Source organism: Laspinema olomoucense D3b, from assembly GCF_025370785.1.
GTDB classification, from domain to species: domain Bacteria; phylum Cyanobacteriota; class Cyanobacteriia; order Cyanobacteriales; family Laspinemataceae; genus Laspinema; species Laspinema olomoucense.
In genome coordinates, this window is sequence record NZ_JAMXFA010000008.1 from 26,004 (window position 1) to 46,156 (window position 20,153).

Here is a 20,153-nt window from a genome sequence, read left to right on the forward strand (position 1 = left end):
GGCATTATAGTTTACCCTGATAGAAGTTAGACTAATTTTAACTACTTTATCGATTTTCAGCTTAATAGTTAGTTGAATTCTCTCCAAAAAGCAGCCGGTAGTTCACTTATTATTTTAGTTTTTTGGCTAGTGGAATTTAGTCCTATTTTTTTCATGAACTGTTGTCGATTCATAAGCCTGATTGTTTTGATGATTGGGCAAAAACTTAAGTTCTTGTTGAGCATAACGAACGGCCACCTCAACTGAACATTGAGATAATAAATGATAAAATTGTTGACGAACCACTTTAGGTAATCTACTTAAATCAAGAGTGGTTGAATTTAATTTAACTGGATTCTTTGGGATAACATCTTCAGTTTCAGAATACTTCTTAAGTTTTTCTTGAAGTTTGGTTATTTTAGACTGAAGACTTTTCACATATTCTTGACTAGCTTCAATTAGAAGTTGAACATCTTTAGCTGAATCCTTAGATGGTAAAACTCCTTTTTTTTGAGCAATTGCCCAAATTTTCTTGATTTGTCGATTATTGAAAGCAGCCAAAACTTGTAACTCCAATGCTGAATATGTTGAAACTGGAATATTTAAAAGTTGTTCAATTTCAGCCGAACGTAATTCAACAAAATAATCTTGAGCAAATTCCTTCAAAAATAATTCTTGCCAAGATGAATAGCCAACTGATTTGAAACCTCCTTGTAATTCAAGATTGTGTAATTCGATTCTGATTTGTCTCCAATTATCAAAACCTTTATGAAAACCAAGGTGTCGAATATTCTGCAAAATAGTAGTTGACATTAGCGATATCTCCGTTTTTCAGGGGGCAGTGCTTGAACATTATCTATGGCTCGGCAATTGACTCGATATCTGGGAGCCATCCCGTCGCTGACATTGATATAGTGTTTTCCATGCTTCCACCTTCCATCATTGATTCGATCGCGCATTTGTCGAATCGATAATCCTACTTTTGGAGAGGCTTCAGTCAAAGTCATCCATTCGGGTGAGGATTGTTCTGACTTAGAAATTTCCTGTAAACATGATTGTAAATTAGCGATCGCCTTAACTAATTCATTACTAGCTTCGGCTACGGTTTCTAGTGCCTCAGTCAATTCTTTAGACATCAATTTTCTCCCGATAATAAACTGGAAACAGGGCTTTAGATAAATCTAATTCTTGTTTGGTTGTTTGACTCCTCAACAATTCCAGATATTCCACCTCAATCTGAAATATGGACGCTAATCTTGGCAAAATCTCTTTGACTTCATCTGATGAGGGTTCTAGTCGATTATTCTCTAATTGAGACAACCAACAATAATCAATCTGTAACTGAGTCGCCAATTCTTTTTGACTTAAGTCTAATTCTCGGCGACCGCTTCTAATGGCGTGCCCTAATGTGATTTGGGTTTCCATAACTCACTACCAACTTTTTAAATCTTCTTCCAATTTAGTTAAAGATTGAACTAAATCTGACAGTTGTTGATTGTTCATTAAACGACGGTTATTAACACCATATCGTTTAACCAGTAGTTGTTTTAGTTTGGTCTCATCAAATCCCAAACTAACAACTGATTTAATTAAAATTGTTGTTTCTTTAAGCAGTTTTACATCAACATCAGCCGATTTTTTATTCAATTCTGAAACGGGAACGGATTGAATAATTTCTTCAGTTTCCCATTTTTTACCATTACTACGAGGTTGGTTTCCAATGCAGAGAAAGACCATGTTTTGATTTTCAGAGAAAGAGCGAATAATCCCGGTCTGATTATTCCACTGTACTTGTTCACCTATGGAGAATTGTTTACGAAAACTGGTTACCACTATTTGGCTGATTGCTGTTCCATGTAATCTCATTTGGTTCCCAAAATCAATCAGTTCATTTCGGGTCATCAGAGCTTGAGATAATTTAGAATATCTCTGCTCCATAAAAGCTCTTAAATCCGCTTTTGATACTCCTTTATTTGCCAATCCCATAAATAATTCATGCGTCTGTTTCCTTAATTCTCTTAATTCACCTTCACCTTCAGAATCAGAAACAGAATCAGAAACAGAATCAGAAACAGAATCAGAAACAGAATCAGAAACGTTTTCAGAAACAGAATCAGAAACGTTTTCAGAAACAGAATCAGATTGAGAAATGTTTTCAGAAACAGAGGGTTGAGGGGAGATAGAGGAGATAATTTTGAGACGAGCGCGAATTGATGAATCAAGAGATTGCCAGACTTGACGTTTAACATCATCAGGCATAGGACCAGTAATTTCAGCCAATAACGCATTATCAGCTTCTTCAAAATTAGCTACATCTATTAGTAATTGACACCACTCAGGAAGAGTTAATGTATTATCTTTGGCAAAGGTTGTGGTTGTAGTCATCAAAACTTCTTCACCTATTTCTGTAGAAGAATTATCAGACTCTTGATACCAAACGTTATTAGACCCAGAATCAGACCGATTATTAGACCTTGATTCAGACCCATAATCAAACCCAGAATCAGACCCATTATCAGACTGAGAATTAGGAACAGTATCAGATGATAAATTATTGATTGAATCAAGTTGTTGGTCAATAGTAGGAGTTTTATCTGCATCAGTTCTTAATCTAATTCTGCTAATAGATTTTCGCCCTTTAGAGTCTCGGGTTCTGGAACAATCCCATTTCAAAGTTTGAGAACAAAGTTCAATTAAATCTGCACTAAAATTATTAATTGACTTGGGTTGTAAACCCGATTGACGACAGAATAAATTATAAGAACCAAATAATGTAGATAATTCAGGATGATAAGATTCATCTTTCCATTCATCTTTATCGGAACCAATTTGAGTTTTGGCTTCTTCATCAGAAATAATCCATTCAGAGACCCAAGCAGCAATGGAATCAGTACGGATTTTCGATTCCCAAAGCACTGGGGATAAGTTATCATTACCAATTCCGCGTAAAGTTCTTTCAATGATACATTCAGGGATACTGAGTAAATAATTGGTAAATGCAGGTAATTCAGGTGAAAATTCAGCTTCTAAATCCCGTAACTCAGACGGAGCCGGTTTATGGAGAAATTCGGCCATTAATACCCGTCTAGTTAACCAAGACCCAGCATCTGCATGGAATATAGGAAAATTACTTGTAACTACTGCCATACCTGAAAACCTAAATTGGAAGCCATCTTTGTATAGACGACGGGCATTGAGTGGGTCTTGGCCGGTGAGTCTTTTAAAGTTTCCCAGTCTACCCAGTACCTTATCTTGGTCAGGTAACAGCAGTAATCTTTTTCCAAATACTTGAGCGACTGCGTGTTTATCTTCTAAATCTGGCAATGACAAAGTAACCACATTTTGTTCTCCAATTAATGCAGCTAATAAATTTGTCATTGTTGTTTTACCTGTCCCACCAACTCCGATGAGGTGGAGGAATTTTTGCAGGTCACTACGTCCGCGTAATACTGCTGCGGCATAGCATAGAAGAAGGTGTTTAGCTTGAGGAGTATTTGTAGCAATATCTAACCAATTATCTATTTTTCCCCAATCTGTTGAAACAACTGAATAAGGGCGAGGTAATGCCCAAGTTAAGCGATTTCCTGGTGAATGTTCTGTAAATTGGCCTGTTGATAATTCCAGAACTCCATTACTAAAAGGCAGAATTTCTCTATTACTGCGTTCATTCCATAATCTGGAGAATAATGAATAGCGCAAAATTCCCACAATATTTTTGATATATTTGGGGGTGTAATTTGTAATATTTCGGGAACAGACAATATCATTGATTGATGTTTCCACAAATATTTCTGAAACGGGTGACCATACCCCATCAGAAACTAAGCCATACATCATCCAAGTATTATGTTCATCGTTCCATAGAATACGGTCGCGATAATCCTCTGCTATTTCTTTAGCTATTTCAGAGGCTGGAGTTGGTTTAGTTGGTTTAGTTGGTGAATAATTTTGGTTTTCTTGATTGGCGATCGCCACAGCATTATGAATTTCTGCTTCTAATTTTTCAATAAATTCTTCAGGAGACAAAACTGCTAAAATTTCGGCAATATCTCCTTTTTCTGGTAAATCAGGAACAATTGCTAACGGAGATATTTTGATAAAAGGAAGACCGGCTTCTCTACAAGCATCATTTATGGCTTGAGATTTAGTTTCTCCAGTTTTATCATTATCTGGTAACATAGCTACCAGAATATTTTTGTTATAAGTTTTGATTCGAGAAATCACATCAAGAATGGAAGCATGACTCCAAGCGCCACCACTCAGAGTAATAGCAACTAAACTCAGAGACCGGGCAATTTCCACACATCCTTCACCTTCAAGGAAAAGTAGAACTGGAACTGTATCAGGATTTTCTTGAATTGATTCTATAGCGGCAATTGCTTCATTTTCACGATAAGCAGGCCAAATAGACTCACCTTTTGACCAAACTGGAGCACCATCTTCATTAAGGGAACATTGTCTGAAAGTTTTGCTATAACCTTTTGGGTTTGATTCATCATTCCATTGAATACGCCAATTACAGCGACCATTGCCATAATCGTAACGAATTCCGATAGCATCATCTGGTATGCCATTTGGAATAAAAGGAGGAGATTGACGAATTGGATAATCTGAGACTTGTTGTTTTAATAAGTTTAGTTGTCCAATAGGTTTGACTGTAGTTTTGGCTGAAATTTTCCGAGATTTAATATATTTTTTGGGTTCGGAGACTGTTTTACTCATGTTTGATGGACTAAGAACTTCGCGAATATCTTCTACATCACAACCATGCCAACATTGATAAGCTCCTGTTTTGGGATTGATTGTGAAATCGTTTCCCGAACACACTGGACAATGGTAGCGGTTTTTCCCTTTTCTTTTAGTTGGAGTCAAGGTTTCGGCATAATCCAGGATATTGAAAGTCATTGTTTATTTTCCAGATTTTTGAAGGTTGACCGTAGCGTGAAGTTTTGGCTTTTCTACTGCACAGAATTTTTCCTTCACTGATTAAACGATTTAAGTGAGAAATTGTTTGTTGATAACAACAAGGAAGTTGTTCTGCAATTTCTTTAGTAGTTCGCCAATTGCCGTCATTGAGAATCTCTAAGATTTGATTACATCGTTGTTTACCTAGACGGCGATTTTTGGATGCCCATTTTATGAGGTTAGTCAAATACTCCTCCTTTCTCTTTTAGGCTCCTCTTTTGTCATTCTATTTGTAGCTACACTTATCAAGATAGTGTAATTTTGGTGTTGTAAATTCTGATGATATTTTCATCAGAATCATTGTCAACACGCTTAATTGTGTGTTAAGCCATTAAGAAACTAAGCCATCAAATAGATTTTCTTGATTAGTCAAGTAGAAATCCACTATGTTAGCCAGGACCAAGGACTGACTTGTTTGCTCTAATGCTGAAATCACTTCAATTTTTCGTTTGGTTTCTGGAGAAATATTGAAGCTCGTTTTTTTCAATTGCATTTCTCCAGTGCTTCTATTTCGTTTCATGGGGCCTCTTTCTCTCCCGGTGGAGGACCTATTTTTTGGATATTAACCACACCTTACCAAATTTTCCATTTATCTGTCAATCCTGGTAAGAGAGATTTTAGTAAAGTTTTGTAATGTATTGAGGAATAACGATGAGAGCCGTATCAATTGTGGATTTAGATGAACAACAACGATTAGGCGAATTATTGAAATATCTTCGGGGAAGCCAAAGCCAGCGGGAATTCGGGAAAAAGATAGGGGTATCCCACCCAACAATATCTGCTTGGGAAAATTGCCAATGGGAACCCTCTGAGAAATATCTCCAGAAAATTGCTGCGTTATCTGGGGCCACATTAGGCGATTTAAAAGCCTATCTCCAATCTAATCACAGCCCTGAAACCTTTGTGATATTGAAGGATGAGCCCAATATCCCCACGGGGGTCCCCACCGAGACCTCATTTCGTTCTGATTTTAATCTTGAAACCACCTATTCCCTTAATCAAATTGCTCGAATCCTCCGGATTCTGGCCGATATGCTGGACCCCCCCCAGCCCCCTAACTCAAATTCCTAATCTAAACACCTCCACTTAACTGAATACCTTGCTGAACACCTTGCTGAACACCTCTAATTCTTGTTCAGCAAGGTTTTTGGCTTTTTGTCTGCCTTTGACTTCAAATATAAGCTCTTTTTTCCTTCTGAATATTTTTTCAGAATCTTTTATTCATTTAATTTCTGAGCTAAGTTTTATAGCTCAGAGTCTTCAGAGTCTTCAGATTCCTTGTCTAATCTAGCTTTTAGGTCTTCAGCAAGGTCTTCAGCAAGGTCTTCAGAGTCTTCAGTTTTATGCAATCCAGATGTGCAATACCCAACTCGCTCCTCCAAACCTGTAGACCCTCTCCCAAATCATTCATCAAAAAACTGAATGATTTTCTTTACAAAAATTTACTTACCAGAAATGGTTAGTTATGGTAAGCTAGTGTTAGAGTGGTAAGAACAGAACGGAGAAAAAAAAGAAATGGCTAAACTACCAACGACATGGACAAAGCTGGACTTAAGCGGGTTCGAGATAAATCAAGACCAGGTGCCAGCTAAAGGAATCAACCGGCAAATGGTGGATATGGCTTGTGACGTACTCCAAGCGAATAAAATCGCAATCCGCAACCGCACAGTGCAACAGGCTCTCAAAGAAATCTACGGCGTCGGGGGGAGCGCCACCGATGTATGCAATTTATTGAAAGAGTGGCGGAAGGAAAATACAGACGCGCTGAAAGAAGGGAAAAACGACAAGGATTTAGTAACGGCCATCCTGGACTCAGTAGATGATGGACTATTGGCTGATGAGGAAATTCCTGAAGAATTCCTGACTATCTCAAAGCAAATCGCTCAGGCAACGTACCGGCTGGCTTATCAAACCGCAGATACCAATATTAGTGGTGAGCGCTTACGTCAACTCAGCATCGAGAATGATACTCTGCGTCAACAACTCAAAGAGTTTCCCCAAATCCAGATGGAACTAGACTTCTATCAAAAACAGTACGAACGTCAACAAAGTGAACTTAAGTCTGTTTATATTCAGTTGAATAAACAGCAATTGGCTGATTCTGAAGAGTTCTCTCAACGTTTGGATAGTTTGATGTCGGAGCGGAATAATTTAGTCGAACAATTGGCGATCGCTACTGAACGCCTCAATTCATTGACTGAAACCGAATTATCTCTGGCTAAACTTAGTGGTTCTCTATCCGCTCGTGAACAAGAAGTCAGTCAACTACAATCCCAAATTCAATCCCTGCAACAGTCTCAAGGTGAAAAAGAGGTGATTGAACAACAGTTGATTGAAGTTAAACAACAATTGGCTACAGCACATGAAACAATTACTCAACTTCAAAGTCAATCTCGTCAATCTGCGGGTCTTGAAGTTGATGTGGATGTTGACCAACTTGTTGCCGATAATCAAGAACTCAATCATCTCGTCCAAGTTCTCAACGACCAAATCTCTCATTATCAACAACTGATTGATTCTGATTCTGTTATTGATTCTGATTCTGTTATTAATTCTGTTTCTGAGGAGGATGATTTTACAGAAATGGAGTCAAAGGGGTCAAAAGGTAAAAAGGAAAAACAAACAGCATAAAATTCAGTAAAAATCGGGGCAGTAAAAAACTGCCCTTTAAACCAATCAACATCATAATCACAAGATAAAGATGAAAGAAGCCGAAAAATACTTGTTTTTGAAAGCAGAAATTCTAGCGGAACTAAAAAAAATCCAGTCAAATCTTCATTTCTGGCTGAAAAATCCCCAAAATGATTGGGTTTATCAAGAAAAAATTGTCAAAGCTCAAACCAAAATTCAAATATTACAACAGTTGGAAAAATTGATAAATTATCTGGACAATAATCAGATAAGTAAAAAATCTACTCAATCGATTCAAATGCTTGAACGGTGTTTTGAATTACCAACAATCTCTCCAAGTACACCCGAAAAAGAATAAAGAAAATTAACTCAAAATTCTCAACTAAATCAGGAGCTAAATCAGGAGAAAAGATTATGGAAATAATTGCAGAGTTGAAGACAATTTTACAAGCTAGATATTCATTAGTCTATGCAGTAACAAAAGATGAAGAAATGGGGGAAGAGGTATTAATAGAAGCAACTGATAAAAAAAGACAAATATATTTTTGGGATTTCTCAAGAGGCTGGTTGGATTCAGGAAAAGATAAAGGAAATCCTATGCAAGCACTAAATCGCATAGCATCCGCACCACCAGAACAAGCAACTTTGTTCGTAATGAAGGATTTAGCAAATGTTATAGCTCCAATCAATGGAAGAATCACACCACCACAGATTCCGATAGTGCGGGAAATTAAGAATTTGGCTCGGGAAATGAGTCGGGATAGGCGCTGTCTAATTCTCCTGTCAAATGATGTGGTTTTGCCCAAGGAATTAGAAGAAGAAGCATTAATCCTAGATTTTAGTCTGCCCAGTCTGAGTGAGATTCACCAAATCATTGATACATTGGTTGGGAAAAAAATTAAACTATCTCCAGATGACCGGGAACGATTAGGTAAGGCTTGTCAGGGATTGACTCGAATCCGAATCCAGCGGATATTAGCCAAAAGTTTGGTTAAACATCATTCAATCACATCGTCCGCTATTGATGAAGTCATTGACGAAAAACGCTCAACAATACGCAAAACAGAAATTCTCGAATTCATTAGTTCTGATAAGGGCTTAGAATCAGTTGGGGGCTTAGACAATCTCAAACTATGGGTCCGGTCAAGAAGCGGTAGTTTTTCGGAAAAAGCCCGTGATTATGGTTTACCTATGCCCAAGGGTGTTCTGTTGGCAGGGATTCAGGGAACTGGGAAATCTCTGAGCGCCAAAACCATTGCTCACGAATGGAAGCTGCCTCTATTACGTTTGGATGTTGGTCGGCTGTTTGGTGGAATTGTTGGGGAATCTGAATCTCGTACCCGGCAGGCCATTCAAATTGCTGAAGCCATCTCTCCATGTGTCCTTTGGATTGATGAAATTGATAAAGCGTTTAGCAATGGTGGCGGTGACGGTGACAGTGGTACATCTAAGCGCGTGTTTGGGACATTTCTCACTTGGATGCAAGAAAAAACTGCCTTGGTGTTTATCGTACTCACTGCTAATCAAGTGGAACTGCTCCCGGCTGAGTTTCTTCGTAAAGGACGGCTGAATGAGATTTTCTGGGTGGATTTGCCCAGCCATGATGAACGGAAATCAATTTTCAATGTGCATCTGAGTCGATTACGTTCCGAGCGCCAGTTTGATTTAGATTTATTGGCATCTCGGTCTAAAGATTTTTCGGGTGCAGAGATTGAACAAGCTATTTATGATGGGATGCAATTAGGATTTTCTCGGAATGAGGAATTTACTGAAACTGATTTATTGAATGCGATCGCCACTACTGTTCCTTTAAGCCAAATCGCTGCCAATCAAATTAATCATCTCCGTGATTGGGCTTCTCGTTCTGGCGCTCGTCCTGCTTCTTTTTTGGATAATTCTGTCCAAACTTTAACTGAACAATGTTGGCTTGAAGTTGATTGAATTTGACTAATCAAAAACTAGGTCAAGTAGCATAAAAACTACTTGACTCCACTCCTAATACAACGGCAAAACTATGACTAAACCAACTACAACTAAACCAACTACAACTGAACCCATTACAACTGAACCCAATATTATGACTGAATTTACAACTACTTCATCATCCATCATTACTCCATCTGTATCTGAATCTGATATCAGTGCTGCTAAACAAAGACAAAAACAACTAATCAGTAAAGTCATTCGGGTGTTAATTGACTTTCAACATGATATTGATAGTCTTCAACAACAATTTCAATCTTTGGATAATGAAATTAATTCCAAATAATTCGCTTTCGCTTTTTCTGTTGATATTTATTCATTTTAACCATGTCTAACAACTCCAAACCACAAATTAACACTGAACCTCAAATTATTCGTGTTTGTTCTGAAATCGAAGACCCTATAGGTTCTCTGGATGAAGTCGTTCAATATATCCTCCAAATTAAAGAGGAATATTCTAAATATTCCAATGTCCAGTTGGATTATGTTGCGGTTACTTATGAGGATTACGTCTACCAAATCTCTTATGACCGACTCGAAAACGAAGCTGAATTAGAAACTCGTATTGCTAAAGAAAAATTTGCAGTACGAGAATGGGAACAGAAACAACTAGACCTGATTGAAAAACAAAAGATACTTGCACAAAAACATGAACTACAAGAACAGTTAATTCAACTTAATCAGAAATTGCAAGAACTCGATTAACTCTCATTTTAGTCAAGTGGTAAAATCTCACTTGTTCTACCATTTGACTAACTTTAAATAAAATATAGAGGAGGTATTAAAGTGTACATAGTCTCAATATTTAAAAACGGAACTTTATCGGTTCCTGATGCAGTTGTTTGTACTGATATTGAACAATTGCATCAAGCTCGTGACCGAGGTGATTTCAGAAGACTTTTCTGCCCAGATTGTTTTTATGCTGATGGCAACTCTGGTAAAATTATCAAACAATCAACTCAATTCCTGAAAGAAAATATTTGGCTAAATGAATTCGATAAAAGGTTTTAAATATTCACTAAACCTTAACCTGATTACTTGACTTCATCAATCGAGGAATTTAAAGTAAACTACCCGACACTAAGCTGAGTACAGCTATAATGGGGGCTTTTAAAGAAGCCTAGAGTTTACCCGACTAAGTACCTCGCGTACTACGTTTTGGAAGCCATCACACCTACGGATACGAAGCCAGTCTGTAGCTCTGTGGTTAACGATTAAACAGGTATATCGGGTCGAAACCAGTGTCGTTAGCGCGACAAACTTCTAAAACATTGTCAAGGCTACCATTACCCGTAAGGAGACTCACTCGTGAGTAAAGTTTTCGTTTTAGACACCAACAAACAACCTCTTAATCCCATCCATTCGGGTCGGGCTAGAATGTTGCTCTCTCAAGGAAAGGCTGCGGTTTTCCGCGGCTTCCCCTTTACCCTAATTTTGAAAGAAGAGGTATCAAGTCCTGATGTAAAGCCACTCCGTATCAAGATTGACCCAGGAGCCAAAACAACTGGATTAGCTCTGGTCAACGACAAAACTGGTGAAGTTGTTTGGGTCGCTGAACTACAACATCGGGATTTCCAAATTCGGGATGCTTTAACTTCGCGTCGTCAGTTAAGGCGGTTCCGTCGTAGCCGTAAAACCCGTTACCGCAAGCCTCGTTTCCTGAACCGTACCCGACCAAAAGGATGGTTGCCACCCTCCCTAAATAGTCGAGTTGCCAACATTCTGACTTGGGTTAAGCGGTTGTCATCTCTATGCCAAATCAACGCTATTTCTCAAGAACTGGTCAGATTTGATACCCAGCAGATGGAAAATCCTGAAATTAGCGGCACTGGTTATCAACAAGGAACTTTAGCCGGATATGAAATTCGTGAGTTTCTTCTTGAGAAATGGAATAGAACCTGTGCCTACTGTGGTGCAAAAGACACCAAACTTGAGATTGAGCATATCCAGCCTCGGTCGAAAGGAGGGTCAAACCGAGTCAGTAACCTGTGTTTAGCTTGCGTCCCTTGCAACCGAGAAAAGGGTAACCAGGATATTAAAGACTTCCTCAAAGGTAAGCCTGACCTGCTCAAACGAATCTTGGGACAAGCTAAAAGACCTCTGGCTGATACATCCGCCGTCAATGCAACCCGATGGAATCTGTACGATAACCTGAGACAAACGAGCTTACCTGTGGAAGTTGGCACAGGAGGTCTTACTAAGTACAACCGCACCATTAGAGGTTTAGACAAAACCCACTATTGGGATGCTGCTTGTGTAGGTGCATCAACCCCAGAGCGGTTAATCACATCAGGAATTAAACCGCTATTGATTAGTGCTAAAGGGCATGGAACCCGTCAACAGTGTCGCACCAACAAGTTGGGTTTCCCTGTTCGCTACTGTTCGCGAACTAAGTTTCACAAAGGTTTCCAGACAGGCGACATCGTTAAAGCTGTTGTCACCTCTGGTAAAAAAGTTGGAACTTATGTTGGTCGAGTAGCTACTCGTGCCACTCTACGTTTCAATATCTCAACAAAAGATGGATTAGTTCAAGGAATTAGCCACAAATACTGTAAACACATTCACAAAAAGGATGGTTACGCTTATGCCTACTAAACCCTGCCCCTTTTTACAGATATGGTAGGGGTCTCCAAATGATTGAGGCTGAAAAGTCTAATAAACAACGACAAGAATTGTTGGAGATTCTGAAACTGGCAAAAGATACTTTCAAAAAATTACTCTAGCTCTCTCTAGCTCTCGCTGAATCTTTGTGATAATTGGAGGAAATTATGTTAAATCTGAACCCTGAAACCGGAATTAAACTCTGTTCAAGTTTAGGAACATTCTTCTTTGAAGAGTGGAATTATCTTCTTGATGCTTTAGTGGCTGGAAACGATGGAAACAGTGAGTTAAAATTAGATGACTACAAACTTTTTGTATTTCATAAAGGAAACCAGATTTTTGGAGAAATGTTATGTCCTGACGAAGGTTGTGCTGGGGGATATGATTCAGATTATATTGCCCAAAATATCATTGAACTCACAAACCTTAAACTTTTTTCAGAAAAGTTTCTCCAACAAATCCCGGAATTGAATTCTCAGCCTCATAATTTTCAAGATTCTCAACCGACATCAGAACCGGATAAATCAAAAGTTGTCCGACTACATTTTGGCTTCCCTGATATCTCATAATCACTTAGGCCGGTGTGATTCCGGCTTATTCAACCCCAACAAAGTTTTCGTTATTTCACCCCATCTTTATCTGAATTTCCAAAAACCGGAAACAGAATCAGAAACATTCTCGGAAACAGAAACAAAATTATCCACGGAGAAAAGGTAAGTATGTCACACTTTACAACAATCAAAACCCAAATCCGCAATGGAAAGATTTTACACCAAACTCTACAGCAACTAAATTATGTTGTAGAAACCAATAGCATTGTCCGAGGCTATCAAGGAATCCAAACTAAGGGGGATTATGTTATCAAACGCCAAAATGGTTACGATATTGGTTATATCAAAAATGGAGAGGTCTATGAGGCCGTTGCTGACTTCTGGGGAGTTGACCTTCAAAAAGAATTTATCCAGCAAATTAATCAAACTTATGCAAGTAATGTTGTAAAAGACTATGCTCAACAAAAGGGGTATGAGATTGAATCTCAAGAAACTCTTGAAGATGGTTCGGTTCGTTTGGTAATGGCAGGTTGGGTCTGATTCCCAATAAATCTTTCAGGCCGGTCTATTTCCGGCCTATCAACTCCATAAACTCAAGAGAGATTCGGTCAATGCTCCAATTACGACATCCTGAAAAACGTCAAGTTCAAGCAGATGAAATTAGACAATGGTTGGTTGATTATGTCAAAACTGGAGAAATTACTCTGCAAGAATTGGTTATGATATCAGATAATTTCTCTCTTGATGATAATGATGTCGATACCCAATCATATATTGAAGGACAAATCGCTAAAATGTCTATTGATGATTTATTGAATGCTATTTATCAGTTATTCGATATTTACATAGTCGAAATACCTGAAAATAATTGATAACTGTTTAATCGGGTTTTTCAATCGTTTCAATCGTTCATTAAAAGGAAAACCAATGACTAAAGCATTAGGATTTTATTTGGATACAATTCCTCCAGAATTAGCAAAAATAGAAGAAATTGCCAGTAAGATTCCACCGAAATCCTGGACTCTTCTTATAGAATTTTCTGCAAATCAAGCATCCATTCTTTTATGGGCAGAGTGTTCAAACAATGAATATAATCATGTACTTTCAACACGAAATGCGATTTTTAAGAGAGTATTGGCAGACCCAATGATAAAATCTGTTTCTGAAATCGATAATTCTAATATGTCCGCAAAAAATTGGTTGTCCCTTGTTGCATGGTGTCAAGATAAAGCCACAACAACTTTTCATCAATAAGTCTACATCTATTAGCGACGAAAACCTGTTCATTTACATTCCCAAAAACCCATGACATACTTTACTGCCGATGAAGCCTTTGTACAATTGATTGAAATTTTGTATGATAAGGGTAAGTTTCCCGAATATCAATCATTAGAGATTTGTGTTGCAGAAGTCTTATCTGGATTCCTGGAAAAAGAAAGGGTTCAGCATATTATTCAGCAAATTTTTTCCCTAAATGTTGAGATTCCTGATGATGTTGCCAAGAAAGTTGGGGTTGATTCTGTTGATGATGTTCCAGTTCCTGATGTAGTTGTTGAGAAAAAAGTTTGTGCATTCAGGTTTAGTGATTTTGATTTGGATGAAGATGAATTACCAGAATTAGCAAACTTCAAGGATTCAAAAGAATTGAATGATTTCCTTGATAAAGATGATGAGGAGTCTGTAGCTCTGAGAGTAAAAATATTCCAATTAGGGTTAAAGGCTCTAAGAAAAGATGGTGATGCCTATTCAACAGCAATCGAAATATTCACAGAATAGGAGATTTGAGTTGGTTGAAAATACCCACAAAGTTGTCTTTGACTATGCTGGTTTCTCTTCAAGTATTACCCGATTAACCTGTTATTCAGACGGATGCAATTGCTCAACTCTGGTTCGTCAACCTTATATCGGCGATGTAATGTGGCAAACGGCCATTGAACAATTTAAACAAAAACATCCTTATTCTTCAGCAATATCTTGGTCTGAATATCAAGATTTGAAGAATTAACACCAGCCCCGAATAGCGTACAAGCAGGTCGCTCCTGCAACAATGGAGGTTTTTATGTATTCTGAACAAACTAAAGTAACTTGGGAATCCGCCAGTCAAGGGTCAATGATTGAGAAAACTGGGACAATTTATTCATTGCTACCAAGTTATTGTGTCCCGATTCTGCAAGAACCTTGGTTGGCTGAGTTGAAACCAAGTCAACTAAAATTCAATCCCTCCGAATGTTCCAAAAACGAACGATATCTTGTCAAAGTAGTTATTCCTTTAAAACGCGGAGGGGAAAAAGAGGTCTATTATGCTCCTAGAGCATCTGTATTAACTAAAGTCGATTAATAGCGTATTTAGCAGGTCGCTCCTGCTTTGACTATGGAATTTCCAGAATTTTTAATGGAATGTGCTAAAAATGACGAATTGGTATCAGAATTTAATCGTCTCAACCGTTGCAATCTCTATCACCTAAACTTGAACAATCCCCGGGATGTCAAAATTTTGGACCAATTTACTGCTTTTGTTTATAACCATATTTGGTTAGCTGTTCAAAATAATTAGTCTATTGCTCTCGCTTGATTGTTTGATGTTTCTAAAACTTGATTATGTTTCTACTAATTCAACCCGGCAAAGTCACCTTACGCACCAACGACGACGAACTGGAATTAAAACCTATGCAAAATCTCGTTGGGGAAGAAGGTGATTCGGCTTCAGTTGAATACGTTTATCAACTCTTTTCAGACCCCACTATAGACTTGGTTTGCGATGATGAGTTCATTTTCAAATCATTTGATGCTACCTGTGTGTCCAACAAGTTTTCTCCACCAATTATTTTGTGTGGAAATGTTATGGCTGTAGCAACCACTAACGAGGGAAAAACAATTGGTTTAACTCAACAACAACTTGATATTGTTTTGAATGAATTATTGGTGGTGGTTAAAGAAGTTGACAACAAATTAACCGTGGTTAAAGCCAGAGAAGTTTATCAATCATAACGTTTTGGCAGACATAACGTTTTGGCAGGTCGTTCCTGCCGAGTTCAATGACCTTACCCTATCTCAAAAGAATCAGGGATTGTAGACGTTGTTTTCATTTTATTCAATCCTCCCAGGACTGCAATATCTGGTGGTGCGAAGGCTGGCCAGAAGTCAGTCAAATTTGGGAGGAATTTGGACTCGACCATGCCGCTGATTATTGTCCCGGTTTTGAAGAAGCCTTTCAAGTTCAATATCCGACAACTCGTGCTTACGAAACCTTAAAATATTCACAATGAGTACAATTTTCACCTTTCACAACATTGAAATTACAGGAGAAGATACCCCTATTGGGTTCTGTTACGACCTCGGTCCTTTGGCAAAGGGACTTGAGATTACTGTTCAACAGTTGAAACAAGCAATCTTCGATACCAACAGTGAATTGCACCAGGAAAGAGTGCTCTACACTGATTTATCAGACGCTCTGTTTTGGCTCACAGAAAAACATGATAATGATAGGGCTGATGAACTAATTAGACAATTAGTTACCGATGCCTTATATGCGTAATTTGCCTAAAAACACAGATACCTAAAAACACAGAGAAAAAATGACTAAATCTTGTTTAGATTGTCAACACTGTCACCAATGGCATCAAAATCAAACTTTGTGGGAACCGGGAGACGAAGGATGGGAATGCAATCATTCAAAAGTCGTTTCAAGTAACGATTATGACCCATTAGAGAATTTGGAAGACCCAGAAGAATTAGCAAGCCAGTGTGAGTTCTATGAACCAATTGATTATCAGGCCCTTCATGAATTTGAAGAATACCATGATAATCGAACCACCGAAGCAATTAAAGATTACCTAGAAGCACTTAAAATCCATGAAGCAACACTTGACTGAATTAACTCCTGAAGAATCTTTAGATTTGATGCGGAAAACTGCTACTCAATTTTATCACGCGGCGATCGCCACTAATTGTCACGCATTTATTGAGTTCACAGGTTTGCTGAATGAATACATCAAGGTTTGTCAAGAGTTTCAGAAAAATAACCCCAATCATGATTTTCGTAAATGTAACGTTCATAATGGCAATGCAATTCATCTTCAACCTTATCAAATTGAGTACATTCACGAAAAACTGACTTGCATTTACCAAAATGAGATTTTTCCTGAAACCTATTCTAATCATTTTTCTGGTTAGTCTGATAATTTCTGTTCCATCCCGGAGCAGAAGAGACGATGATGAACCCAACAACCCAAAACCAACTCAAACACACCTAGGAGTAATTGATGAAATTATTTGACCCTGAAGCTATTGATGTCCAAATTGAATCAATCAATAATGCGCCTATTGATTCAAACCACTCTGTTGAATTCACCGTTTTCGTCAAAAAGGCTAAAACTGCATACTTTCGCATTTCTCCTCAAATGAGAGACTTTCTGTTACTTTGTCATGAACAAAACCAAGTTATTGGCTTTGACTACGATTTTCAACAAGGTGACCTCAATTTCGGTATCATTGTCAAAGATTCTGATTCTAATAAATCAGATGACGATGCAACGGAACATTTAGCTGAAGAACAGTAGATTTTGGGGCAGGGAAAACCTGCCTCTATTTTATCAGGAGAATTTTATGTCACCAACACTAGAACAATTACAAGGACTTCGCGCCATTACTCTCTGGCAACCTTGGGCTGGATTAATTGCTCATAAATTCAAACAAATTGAAACCAGAAGTTGGTCAACTGATTACAGGGGAATTATCCTAATTCATTCCGCTAAACGTCCAGTCTATCCATCAGAACTTGAACCGTTTAGTGAATATGTTTCTAATTTTGATTTTGTTCAAGATTTGGGTAAGATAGTGGCGATCGCCAAATTAACTGATTGTGTTTTGATGACTGATGAATTTATTGAACAACAATCAGAATTAGAAAAACTCTGTGGAAATTGGCAACCGGGTCGATATGCTTGGCAACTATCTCAGATTCAGAAAATTGACCCGATTCCTTGTCCGGGTAAACAAGGTCTCTGGATTCCTCCAAAAGAACTCATTGCTAAACTAATCCTTGACCAACTTATTTAACCTATTCTGGAGCGGTCTATTCCGCTCTACCTCTTTTTTTACCAGCAAAAAAATGGAACTATCAGAACAAATTAAATCCTCATTAATTGAGTTTTGGTCAGAATCTCAAAAAGTTAGAGTATTACGGTGGTGGATTGGTGATGAACGAATGCAGGTTTATCTCAGAAAATCCTTGAAAAATTATAATCATAAACTTCAACAATGTTTAGATATTGCAACTATTGAAGTTTATCCAGAATATCAATTCCAAGGATTATGTAAACAGTTTTTGCAATATTGTCTTGAACATAGTCCATATCCAGTCAGAGTAGAAAATTGCTATAATCCGTCTCTTCAAATTCATCTAAATAATCAAAGCTGGATTCAAATGGATTTTGATTATTATGCTCCAGATTCTTTGAGAAATTGAGAATCTTGCTACTCTAGCTCTCGCTTAAACCTTTGATGTTTTCTGAAATATCATGGTTTGTTCTAATTGGTTTTGGCACATTTACAGATTAGATGCTGGTGAAATCTATCCTGATTTTCAAGCCTGCTGTCTCTTAGATATTTTGGTAAGTGAATCGACCGATGGTGAAGTCAATACGAGTATCAACGTCTTAGAGAAATTAATGCGTTCGTCTCGGTCTCAGATTCAATCCAGTTTGGATTTACTGAAACAACAAGATTTACTGGCCCTCACATATCCTTCAAATCCTTCTCAATTACTGGCCGGTGAGTTGAATATTAAACTAAATCTGGATAAACTCCAGAAAATCACTACCGGCCAATTTCCCACTACTACAGATTCCTCTACTCGCGGTTTCGTCTATGTTGTCCGCAGCGGTCATCTCTTTAAAATTGGTCGAACTAATAATTTACAACGTCGATTACGGCAACTTTCAACGATGAATTCTAAACAGGTGGAGTTGATTTGCTCTATTTCAACTGGGGATTCTGCCACCCTTGAGAAAAAACTTCATCAACAATTCAAACTGTTTCGTCAACATGGTGAATGGTTTGATTTACCGGCTGATTCTATTCAATGGTTAAAATCTCTAGCACAAAGGATTTGAGTAATGTTTACAGTTTTAGCTTATTCTGACAAATTCTCCAAATGTTTTGGTCCATTTCCTGAAATGGACAAGGTAGTAGTTTGGTTAAATCTTCAGTCAGATATTCAGGTAAAACATGAGATTTTTGACTTAATTACACCTGATTATTCTGAATCAAAACCATTACCTTTATCATCTGAAAGTAAGGAGGAGATGATTGTTTTAATTGGAAAAAAATAATTATTTAACCCATTGTTATGGTCCTTTTAAAGGATATAGCAATTTGATTGGTTGGTTGAATGCACATTATGCAGCCAAGGCAGAATATTATCAAGGCGAACATCTATATCGTTGTTTGGAATTAATCAATCCCTATGAGCAAAACAATGGATGAATTACGCAATAATCTGGAAAACTATTTGTTGGCCGAAGTGGGTGATATCCAGGTTTTAGAGGAAAATGAGGTATTTAAGTCAGTTTTAACCTCATATCAGTATTATAGTTCCAAGTTCATTGAACCTTATTGTAATGGGGATTTGATACCTAATTCAATACCAAGCATTGTTAGGTGGGAATTTAGACGAGCAATTATCTTGGGAGTAACAGATTGGGTATCATTTACTAATCAACTCCAAGATAATCTCAAGCAAAAACTTGGACTGTAGCTGTAATTTTGCCATTGCATCACCTCAGCGTCGGAATGCAATGGTTTTACCGGATAAATGTCATTCCCGGTGGATTCTACCATGCAACGTATTCAAATTTTAATGACGATTAAACCTGATGGAACTGTTGAGGAAAAGGTTCTTTCAACTGGTCATGGTTTGAATTGTGTTAAAGCCAGTCAAGATATTGAACAACATTTGGGACAAGTTGGCGATCGCCAATTAACAGATGATTACTTAGAATCGCTTGATTCTGAATCCGATTATGTCCAAATGTTTGAGGATTTAACTCAATAATTTAGTTAAACTGAATAAATTGAAAGGAGAAAGTCTGATGATACAACAAAAATATTTCAAAGATTTACGACAAATGCCAGTACAATCGGCTCCTTGTCGAACTTGTCCTTTTGCTGGAAAAGAACCTATTCCTTTAGAACCTGAAAGATATGCTCAATATTTAATGCCTTTAGTTAACGGAATTTCTCAACATCTTTGTCATTCGGCGGATGATAAAAAAGTTTGTCGAGGTGGTCGAGATATTCAACTCAGGCTGTTGTACTGTAAAGGTGCTATTTCTGAACCAACTGATGAAGCATTCAACAAAGCTATCACTCAGCAACTATTTCCTCATGAACTTGAAACTGAATCCGAACAATAATTAATTTCACTTTTGGGGTCATCAATCA

The 20,153-nt window shown here is 37.8% G+C and carries 35 protein-coding genes; 29 read left to right on the forward strand and 6 right to left on the reverse strand.

Annotated elements, in window-relative coordinates; genetic code table 11:
- Window positions 1-126: 126 nt before the first annotated feature.
- The 6 genes from NG792_RS07630 to NG792_RS07655 all read right to left on the reverse strand — a co-directional run bounded on the left by NG792_RS07630 (window position 127) and on the right by NG792_RS07655 (window position 5,464).
- Window positions 127-792, reverse strand: coding sequence for a hypothetical protein (locus tag NG792_RS07630; protein WP_261235010.1), 666 nt, complete (start codon window positions 790-792; stop codon window positions 127-129).
- A complete protein-coding gene (locus NG792_RS07635) occupies window positions 792-1,115 on the reverse strand; it encodes a hypothetical protein (protein WP_261235011.1) in 324 nt (107 codons plus the stop codon). The genes NG792_RS07630 and NG792_RS07635 overlap by 1 nt, the downstream gene beginning before the upstream one ends.
- Window positions 1,108-1,404, reverse strand: coding sequence for a helix-turn-helix domain-containing protein (locus NG792_RS07640; RefSeq protein WP_261235012.1), 297 nt, complete (start codon window positions 1,402-1,404; stop codon window positions 1,108-1,110). The genes NG792_RS07635 and NG792_RS07640 overlap by 8 nt, the downstream gene beginning before the upstream one ends.
- 6 nt (window positions 1,405-1,410) lie before the next feature.
- Window positions 1,411-4,884 carry a DNA primase family protein gene (locus NG792_RS07645; protein ID WP_261235013.1) on the reverse strand — a complete coding sequence of 1,158 codons (3,474 nt, stop codon included), beginning with the start codon at window positions 4,882-4,884 and terminating at the stop codon, window positions 1,411-1,413.
- A complete protein-coding gene (locus NG792_RS07650; RefSeq protein WP_261235014.1) occupies window positions 4,838-5,131 on the reverse strand; it encodes a hypothetical protein in 294 nt (97 codons plus the stop codon). The genes NG792_RS07645 and NG792_RS07650 overlap by 47 nt, the downstream gene beginning before the upstream one ends.
- A 144-nt stretch (window positions 5,132-5,275) precedes the next feature.
- The gene (locus tag NG792_RS07655) at window positions 5,276-5,464 is read right to left on the reverse strand and encodes a hypothetical protein (RefSeq protein WP_261235015.1); all 189 of its coding nucleotides are present in this window, start codon (window positions 5,462-5,464) and stop codon (window positions 5,276-5,278) included.
- Between the two features lie 131 nt (window positions 5,465-5,595).
- Between NG792_RS07655 and NG792_RS07660 the strand changes: the two genes are divergently transcribed.
- From NG792_RS07660 to NG792_RS07800, 29 genes are all read left to right on the forward strand, one after another.
- Window positions 5,596-6,015 carry a helix-turn-helix domain-containing protein gene (locus NG792_RS07660; RefSeq protein ID WP_261235016.1) on the forward strand — a complete coding sequence of 140 codons (420 nt, stop codon included), beginning with the start codon at window positions 5,596-5,598 and terminating at the stop codon, window positions 6,013-6,015.
- A 444-nt stretch (window positions 6,016-6,459) separates the two neighbouring features.
- Window positions 6,460-7,575, forward strand: coding sequence for a hypothetical protein (locus NG792_RS07665; RefSeq protein ID WP_261235017.1), 1,116 nt, complete (start codon window positions 6,460-6,462; stop codon window positions 7,573-7,575).
- A gap of 70 nt (window positions 7,576-7,645) precedes the next feature.
- The gene (locus NG792_RS07670; protein ID WP_261235018.1) at window positions 7,646-7,933 is read left to right on the forward strand and encodes a hypothetical protein; all 288 of its coding nucleotides are present in this window, start codon (window positions 7,646-7,648) and stop codon (window positions 7,931-7,933) included.
- Window positions 7,934-7,989: 56 nt separating this feature from the next.
- Complete coding sequence (locus NG792_RS07675; protein WP_261235019.1) at window positions 7,990-9,516, forward strand: AAA family ATPase; 1,527 nt, start codon at window positions 7,990-7,992, stop codon at window positions 9,514-9,516.
- A gap of 73 nt (window positions 9,517-9,589) precedes the next feature.
- Window positions 9,590-9,844, forward strand: a complete 255-nt coding sequence (locus tag NG792_RS07680) for a hypothetical protein (protein ID WP_261235020.1) — start codon at window positions 9,590-9,592, stop codon at window positions 9,842-9,844.
- Between the two features lie 41 nt (window positions 9,845-9,885).
- Window positions 9,886-10,263 carry a hypothetical protein gene (locus NG792_RS07685; RefSeq protein WP_261235021.1) on the forward strand — a complete coding sequence of 126 codons (378 nt, stop codon included), beginning with the start codon at window positions 9,886-9,888 and terminating at the stop codon, window positions 10,261-10,263.
- Window positions 10,264-10,344: 81 nt separating this feature from the next.
- Window positions 10,345-10,569, forward strand: coding sequence for a hypothetical protein (locus NG792_RS07690; protein WP_261235022.1), 225 nt, complete (start codon window positions 10,345-10,347; stop codon window positions 10,567-10,569).
- Between the two features lie 297 nt (window positions 10,570-10,866).
- Entirely contained in the window at window positions 10,867-12,153 is a 1,287-nt protein-coding gene (gene iscB, locus NG792_RS07695) for an RNA-guided endonuclease IscB (RefSeq protein WP_261235023.1), read from the forward strand.
- Between the two features lie 173 nt (window positions 12,154-12,326).
- Window positions 12,327-12,728, forward strand: coding sequence for a hypothetical protein (locus tag NG792_RS07700; RefSeq protein ID WP_261235024.1), 402 nt, complete (start codon window positions 12,327-12,329; stop codon window positions 12,726-12,728).
- Window positions 12,729-12,878: 150 nt separating this feature from the next.
- Window positions 12,879-13,250, forward strand: a complete 372-nt coding sequence (locus NG792_RS07705) for a DUF1257 domain-containing protein (protein ID WP_261235025.1) — start codon at window positions 12,879-12,881, stop codon at window positions 13,248-13,250.
- 71 nt (window positions 13,251-13,321) lie between these two features.
- On the forward strand, window positions 13,322-13,582 hold the full coding sequence (locus tag NG792_RS07710; protein ID WP_261235026.1) for a hypothetical protein: 261 nt from the start codon (window positions 13,322-13,324) through the stop codon (window positions 13,580-13,582).
- A gap of 55 nt (window positions 13,583-13,637) precedes the next feature.
- Window positions 13,638-13,964 (forward strand): hypothetical protein, encoded by a 327-nt coding sequence (locus tag NG792_RS07715; RefSeq protein ID WP_261235027.1) that lies wholly within the window; start codon window positions 13,638-13,640, stop codon window positions 13,962-13,964.
- 51 nt (window positions 13,965-14,015) lie between these two features.
- Window positions 14,016-14,486 carry a hypothetical protein gene (locus tag NG792_RS07720; protein ID WP_261235028.1) on the forward strand — a complete coding sequence of 157 codons (471 nt, stop codon included), beginning with the start codon at window positions 14,016-14,018 and terminating at the stop codon, window positions 14,484-14,486.
- 10 nt (window positions 14,487-14,496) lie between these two features.
- Window positions 14,497-14,715: a hypothetical protein gene (locus NG792_RS07725; RefSeq protein ID WP_261235029.1), complete on the forward strand. Its 219-nt coding sequence runs from the start codon at window positions 14,497-14,499 to the stop codon at window positions 14,713-14,715.
- 54 nt (window positions 14,716-14,769) lie between these two features.
- Complete coding sequence (locus NG792_RS07730) at window positions 14,770-15,048, forward strand: hypothetical protein (RefSeq protein ID WP_261235030.1); 279 nt, start codon at window positions 14,770-14,772, stop codon at window positions 15,046-15,048.
- 33 nt (window positions 15,049-15,081) lie between these two features.
- Window positions 15,082-15,264, forward strand: a complete 183-nt coding sequence (locus NG792_RS07735) for a hypothetical protein (RefSeq protein ID WP_261235031.1) — start codon at window positions 15,082-15,084, stop codon at window positions 15,262-15,264.
- 44 nt (window positions 15,265-15,308) lie between these two features.
- Window positions 15,309-15,698, forward strand: coding sequence for a DUF3846 domain-containing protein (locus NG792_RS07740; protein ID WP_261235032.1), 390 nt, complete (start codon window positions 15,309-15,311; stop codon window positions 15,696-15,698).
- A 47-nt stretch (window positions 15,699-15,745) separates the two neighbouring features.
- A complete protein-coding gene (locus NG792_RS07745; protein ID WP_261235033.1) occupies window positions 15,746-15,976 on the forward strand; it encodes a hypothetical protein in 231 nt (76 codons plus the stop codon).
- The gene (locus tag NG792_RS07750) at window positions 15,973-16,245 is read left to right on the forward strand and encodes a hypothetical protein (RefSeq protein WP_261235034.1); all 273 of its coding nucleotides are present in this window, start codon (window positions 15,973-15,975) and stop codon (window positions 16,243-16,245) included. Before NG792_RS07745 ends, NG792_RS07750 begins: the two co-directional genes overlap by 4 nt.
- A 40-nt stretch (window positions 16,246-16,285) precedes the next feature.
- Window positions 16,286-16,582 carry a hypothetical protein gene (locus NG792_RS07755; protein ID WP_261235035.1) on the forward strand — a complete coding sequence of 99 codons (297 nt, stop codon included), beginning with the start codon at window positions 16,286-16,288 and terminating at the stop codon, window positions 16,580-16,582.
- Window positions 16,563-16,883, forward strand: a complete 321-nt coding sequence (locus tag NG792_RS07760) for a hypothetical protein (RefSeq protein WP_261235036.1) — start codon at window positions 16,563-16,565, stop codon at window positions 16,881-16,883. Before NG792_RS07755 ends, NG792_RS07760 begins: the two co-directional genes overlap by 20 nt.
- 89 nt (window positions 16,884-16,972) lie before the next feature.
- Complete coding sequence (locus NG792_RS07765) at window positions 16,973-17,269, forward strand: hypothetical protein (protein ID WP_261235037.1); 297 nt, start codon at window positions 16,973-16,975, stop codon at window positions 17,267-17,269.
- Window positions 17,270-17,315: 46 nt separating this feature from the next.
- Window positions 17,316-17,768 carry an ASCH domain-containing protein gene (locus NG792_RS07770; protein ID WP_261235038.1) on the forward strand — a complete coding sequence of 151 codons (453 nt, stop codon included), beginning with the start codon at window positions 17,316-17,318 and terminating at the stop codon, window positions 17,766-17,768.
- A 52-nt stretch (window positions 17,769-17,820) separates the two neighbouring features.
- The gene (locus NG792_RS07775; RefSeq protein ID WP_261235039.1) at window positions 17,821-18,177 is read left to right on the forward strand and encodes a hypothetical protein; all 357 of its coding nucleotides are present in this window, start codon (window positions 17,821-17,823) and stop codon (window positions 18,175-18,177) included.
- A gap of 52 nt (window positions 18,178-18,229) precedes the next feature.
- Window positions 18,230-18,823 (forward strand): GIY-YIG nuclease family protein, encoded by a 594-nt coding sequence (locus tag NG792_RS07780; RefSeq protein WP_261235040.1) that lies wholly within the window; start codon window positions 18,230-18,232, stop codon window positions 18,821-18,823.
- 3 nt (window positions 18,824-18,826) lie between these two features.
- Window positions 18,827-19,042, forward strand: a complete 216-nt coding sequence (locus tag NG792_RS07785) for a hypothetical protein (RefSeq protein ID WP_261235041.1) — start codon at window positions 18,827-18,829, stop codon at window positions 19,040-19,042.
- A gap of 146 nt (window positions 19,043-19,188) precedes the next feature.
- The gene (locus NG792_RS07790) at window positions 19,189-19,467 is read left to right on the forward strand and encodes a hypothetical protein (RefSeq protein ID WP_261235042.1); all 279 of its coding nucleotides are present in this window, start codon (window positions 19,189-19,191) and stop codon (window positions 19,465-19,467) included.
- Between the two features lie 81 nt (window positions 19,468-19,548).
- Window positions 19,549-19,764: a DUF2997 domain-containing protein gene (locus NG792_RS07795; protein ID WP_261235043.1), complete on the forward strand. Its 216-nt coding sequence runs from the start codon at window positions 19,549-19,551 to the stop codon at window positions 19,762-19,764.
- A gap of 37 nt (window positions 19,765-19,801) precedes the next feature.
- The gene (locus tag NG792_RS07800; RefSeq protein ID WP_261235044.1) at window positions 19,802-20,125 is read left to right on the forward strand and encodes a hypothetical protein; all 324 of its coding nucleotides are present in this window, start codon (window positions 19,802-19,804) and stop codon (window positions 20,123-20,125) included.
- The last annotated feature ends 28 nt before the right edge of the window (window positions 20,126-20,153 follow it).

Coding starts and splice junctions, on each gene's coding strand:
- NG792_RS07630 (WP_261235010.1), bottom strand. CDS start 792: ATGTCAACTACTATTTTGCAGAATATTCGACACCTTGGTTTTCATAAA.
- NG792_RS07635 (WP_261235011.1), bottom strand. CDS start 1,115: ATGTCTAAAGAATTGACTGAGGCACTAGAAACCGTAGCCGAAGCTAGT.
- NG792_RS07640 (WP_261235012.1), bottom strand. CDS start 1,404: ATGGAAACCCAAATCACATTAGGGCACGCCATTAGAAGCGGTCGCCGA.
- NG792_RS07645 (WP_261235013.1), bottom strand. CDS start 4,884: ATGACTTTCAATATCCTGGATTATGCCGAAACCTTGACTCCAACTAAA.
- NG792_RS07655 (WP_261235015.1), bottom strand. CDS start 5,464: ATGAAACGAAATAGAAGCACTGGAGAAATGCAATTGAAAAAAACGAGC.
- NG792_RS07660 (WP_261235016.1), top strand. CDS start 5,596: ATGAGAGCCGTATCAATTGTGGATTTAGATGAACAACAACGATTAGGC.
- NG792_RS07665 (WP_261235017.1), top strand. CDS start 6,460: ATGGCTAAACTACCAACGACATGGACAAAGCTGGACTTAAGCGGGTTC.
- NG792_RS07670 (WP_261235018.1), top strand. CDS start 7,646: ATGAAAGAAGCCGAAAAATACTTGTTTTTGAAAGCAGAAATTCTAGCG.
- NG792_RS07675 (WP_261235019.1), top strand. CDS start 7,990: ATGGAAATAATTGCAGAGTTGAAGACAATTTTACAAGCTAGATATTCA.
- NG792_RS07680 (WP_261235020.1), top strand. CDS start 9,590: ATGACTAAACCAACTACAACTAAACCAACTACAACTGAACCCATTACA.
- NG792_RS07685 (WP_261235021.1), top strand. CDS start 9,886: ATGTCTAACAACTCCAAACCACAAATTAACACTGAACCTCAAATTATT.
- NG792_RS07700 (WP_261235024.1), top strand. CDS start 12,327: ATGTTAAATCTGAACCCTGAAACCGGAATTAAACTCTGTTCAAGTTTA.
- NG792_RS07705 (WP_261235025.1), top strand. CDS start 12,879: ATGTCACACTTTACAACAATCAAAACCCAAATCCGCAATGGAAAGATT.
- NG792_RS07710 (WP_261235026.1), top strand. CDS start 13,322: ATGCTCCAATTACGACATCCTGAAAAACGTCAAGTTCAAGCAGATGAA.
- NG792_RS07715 (WP_261235027.1), top strand. CDS start 13,638: ATGACTAAAGCATTAGGATTTTATTTGGATACAATTCCTCCAGAATTA.
- NG792_RS07720 (WP_261235028.1), top strand. CDS start 14,016: ATGACATACTTTACTGCCGATGAAGCCTTTGTACAATTGATTGAAATT.
- NG792_RS07730 (WP_261235030.1), top strand. CDS start 14,770: ATGTATTCTGAACAAACTAAAGTAACTTGGGAATCCGCCAGTCAAGGG.
- NG792_RS07735 (WP_261235031.1), top strand. CDS start 15,082: ATGGAATTTCCAGAATTTTTAATGGAATGTGCTAAAAATGACGAATTG.
- NG792_RS07740 (WP_261235032.1), top strand. CDS start 15,309: ATGTTTCTACTAATTCAACCCGGCAAAGTCACCTTACGCACCAACGAC.
- NG792_RS07745 (WP_261235033.1), top strand. CDS start 15,746: ATGACCTTACCCTATCTCAAAAGAATCAGGGATTGTAGACGTTGTTTT.
- NG792_RS07750 (WP_261235034.1), top strand. CDS start 15,973: ATGAGTACAATTTTCACCTTTCACAACATTGAAATTACAGGAGAAGAT.
- NG792_RS07755 (WP_261235035.1), top strand. CDS start 16,286: ATGACTAAATCTTGTTTAGATTGTCAACACTGTCACCAATGGCATCAA.
- NG792_RS07760 (WP_261235036.1), top strand. CDS start 16,563: ATGAAGCAACACTTGACTGAATTAACTCCTGAAGAATCTTTAGATTTG.
- NG792_RS07765 (WP_261235037.1), top strand. CDS start 16,973: ATGAAATTATTTGACCCTGAAGCTATTGATGTCCAAATTGAATCAATC.
- NG792_RS07770 (WP_261235038.1), top strand. CDS start 17,316: ATGTCACCAACACTAGAACAATTACAAGGACTTCGCGCCATTACTCTC.
- NG792_RS07775 (WP_261235039.1), top strand. CDS start 17,821: ATGGAACTATCAGAACAAATTAAATCCTCATTAATTGAGTTTTGGTCA.
- NG792_RS07780 (WP_261235040.1), top strand. CDS start 18,230: ATGGTTTGTTCTAATTGGTTTTGGCACATTTACAGATTAGATGCTGGT.
- NG792_RS07785 (WP_261235041.1), top strand. CDS start 18,827: ATGTTTACAGTTTTAGCTTATTCTGACAAATTCTCCAAATGTTTTGGT.
- NG792_RS07790 (WP_261235042.1), top strand. CDS start 19,189: ATGGATGAATTACGCAATAATCTGGAAAACTATTTGTTGGCCGAAGTG.
- NG792_RS07795 (WP_261235043.1), top strand. CDS start 19,549: ATGCAACGTATTCAAATTTTAATGACGATTAAACCTGATGGAACTGTT.
- NG792_RS07800 (WP_261235044.1), top strand. CDS start 19,802: ATGATACAACAAAAATATTTCAAAGATTTACGACAAATGCCAGTACAA.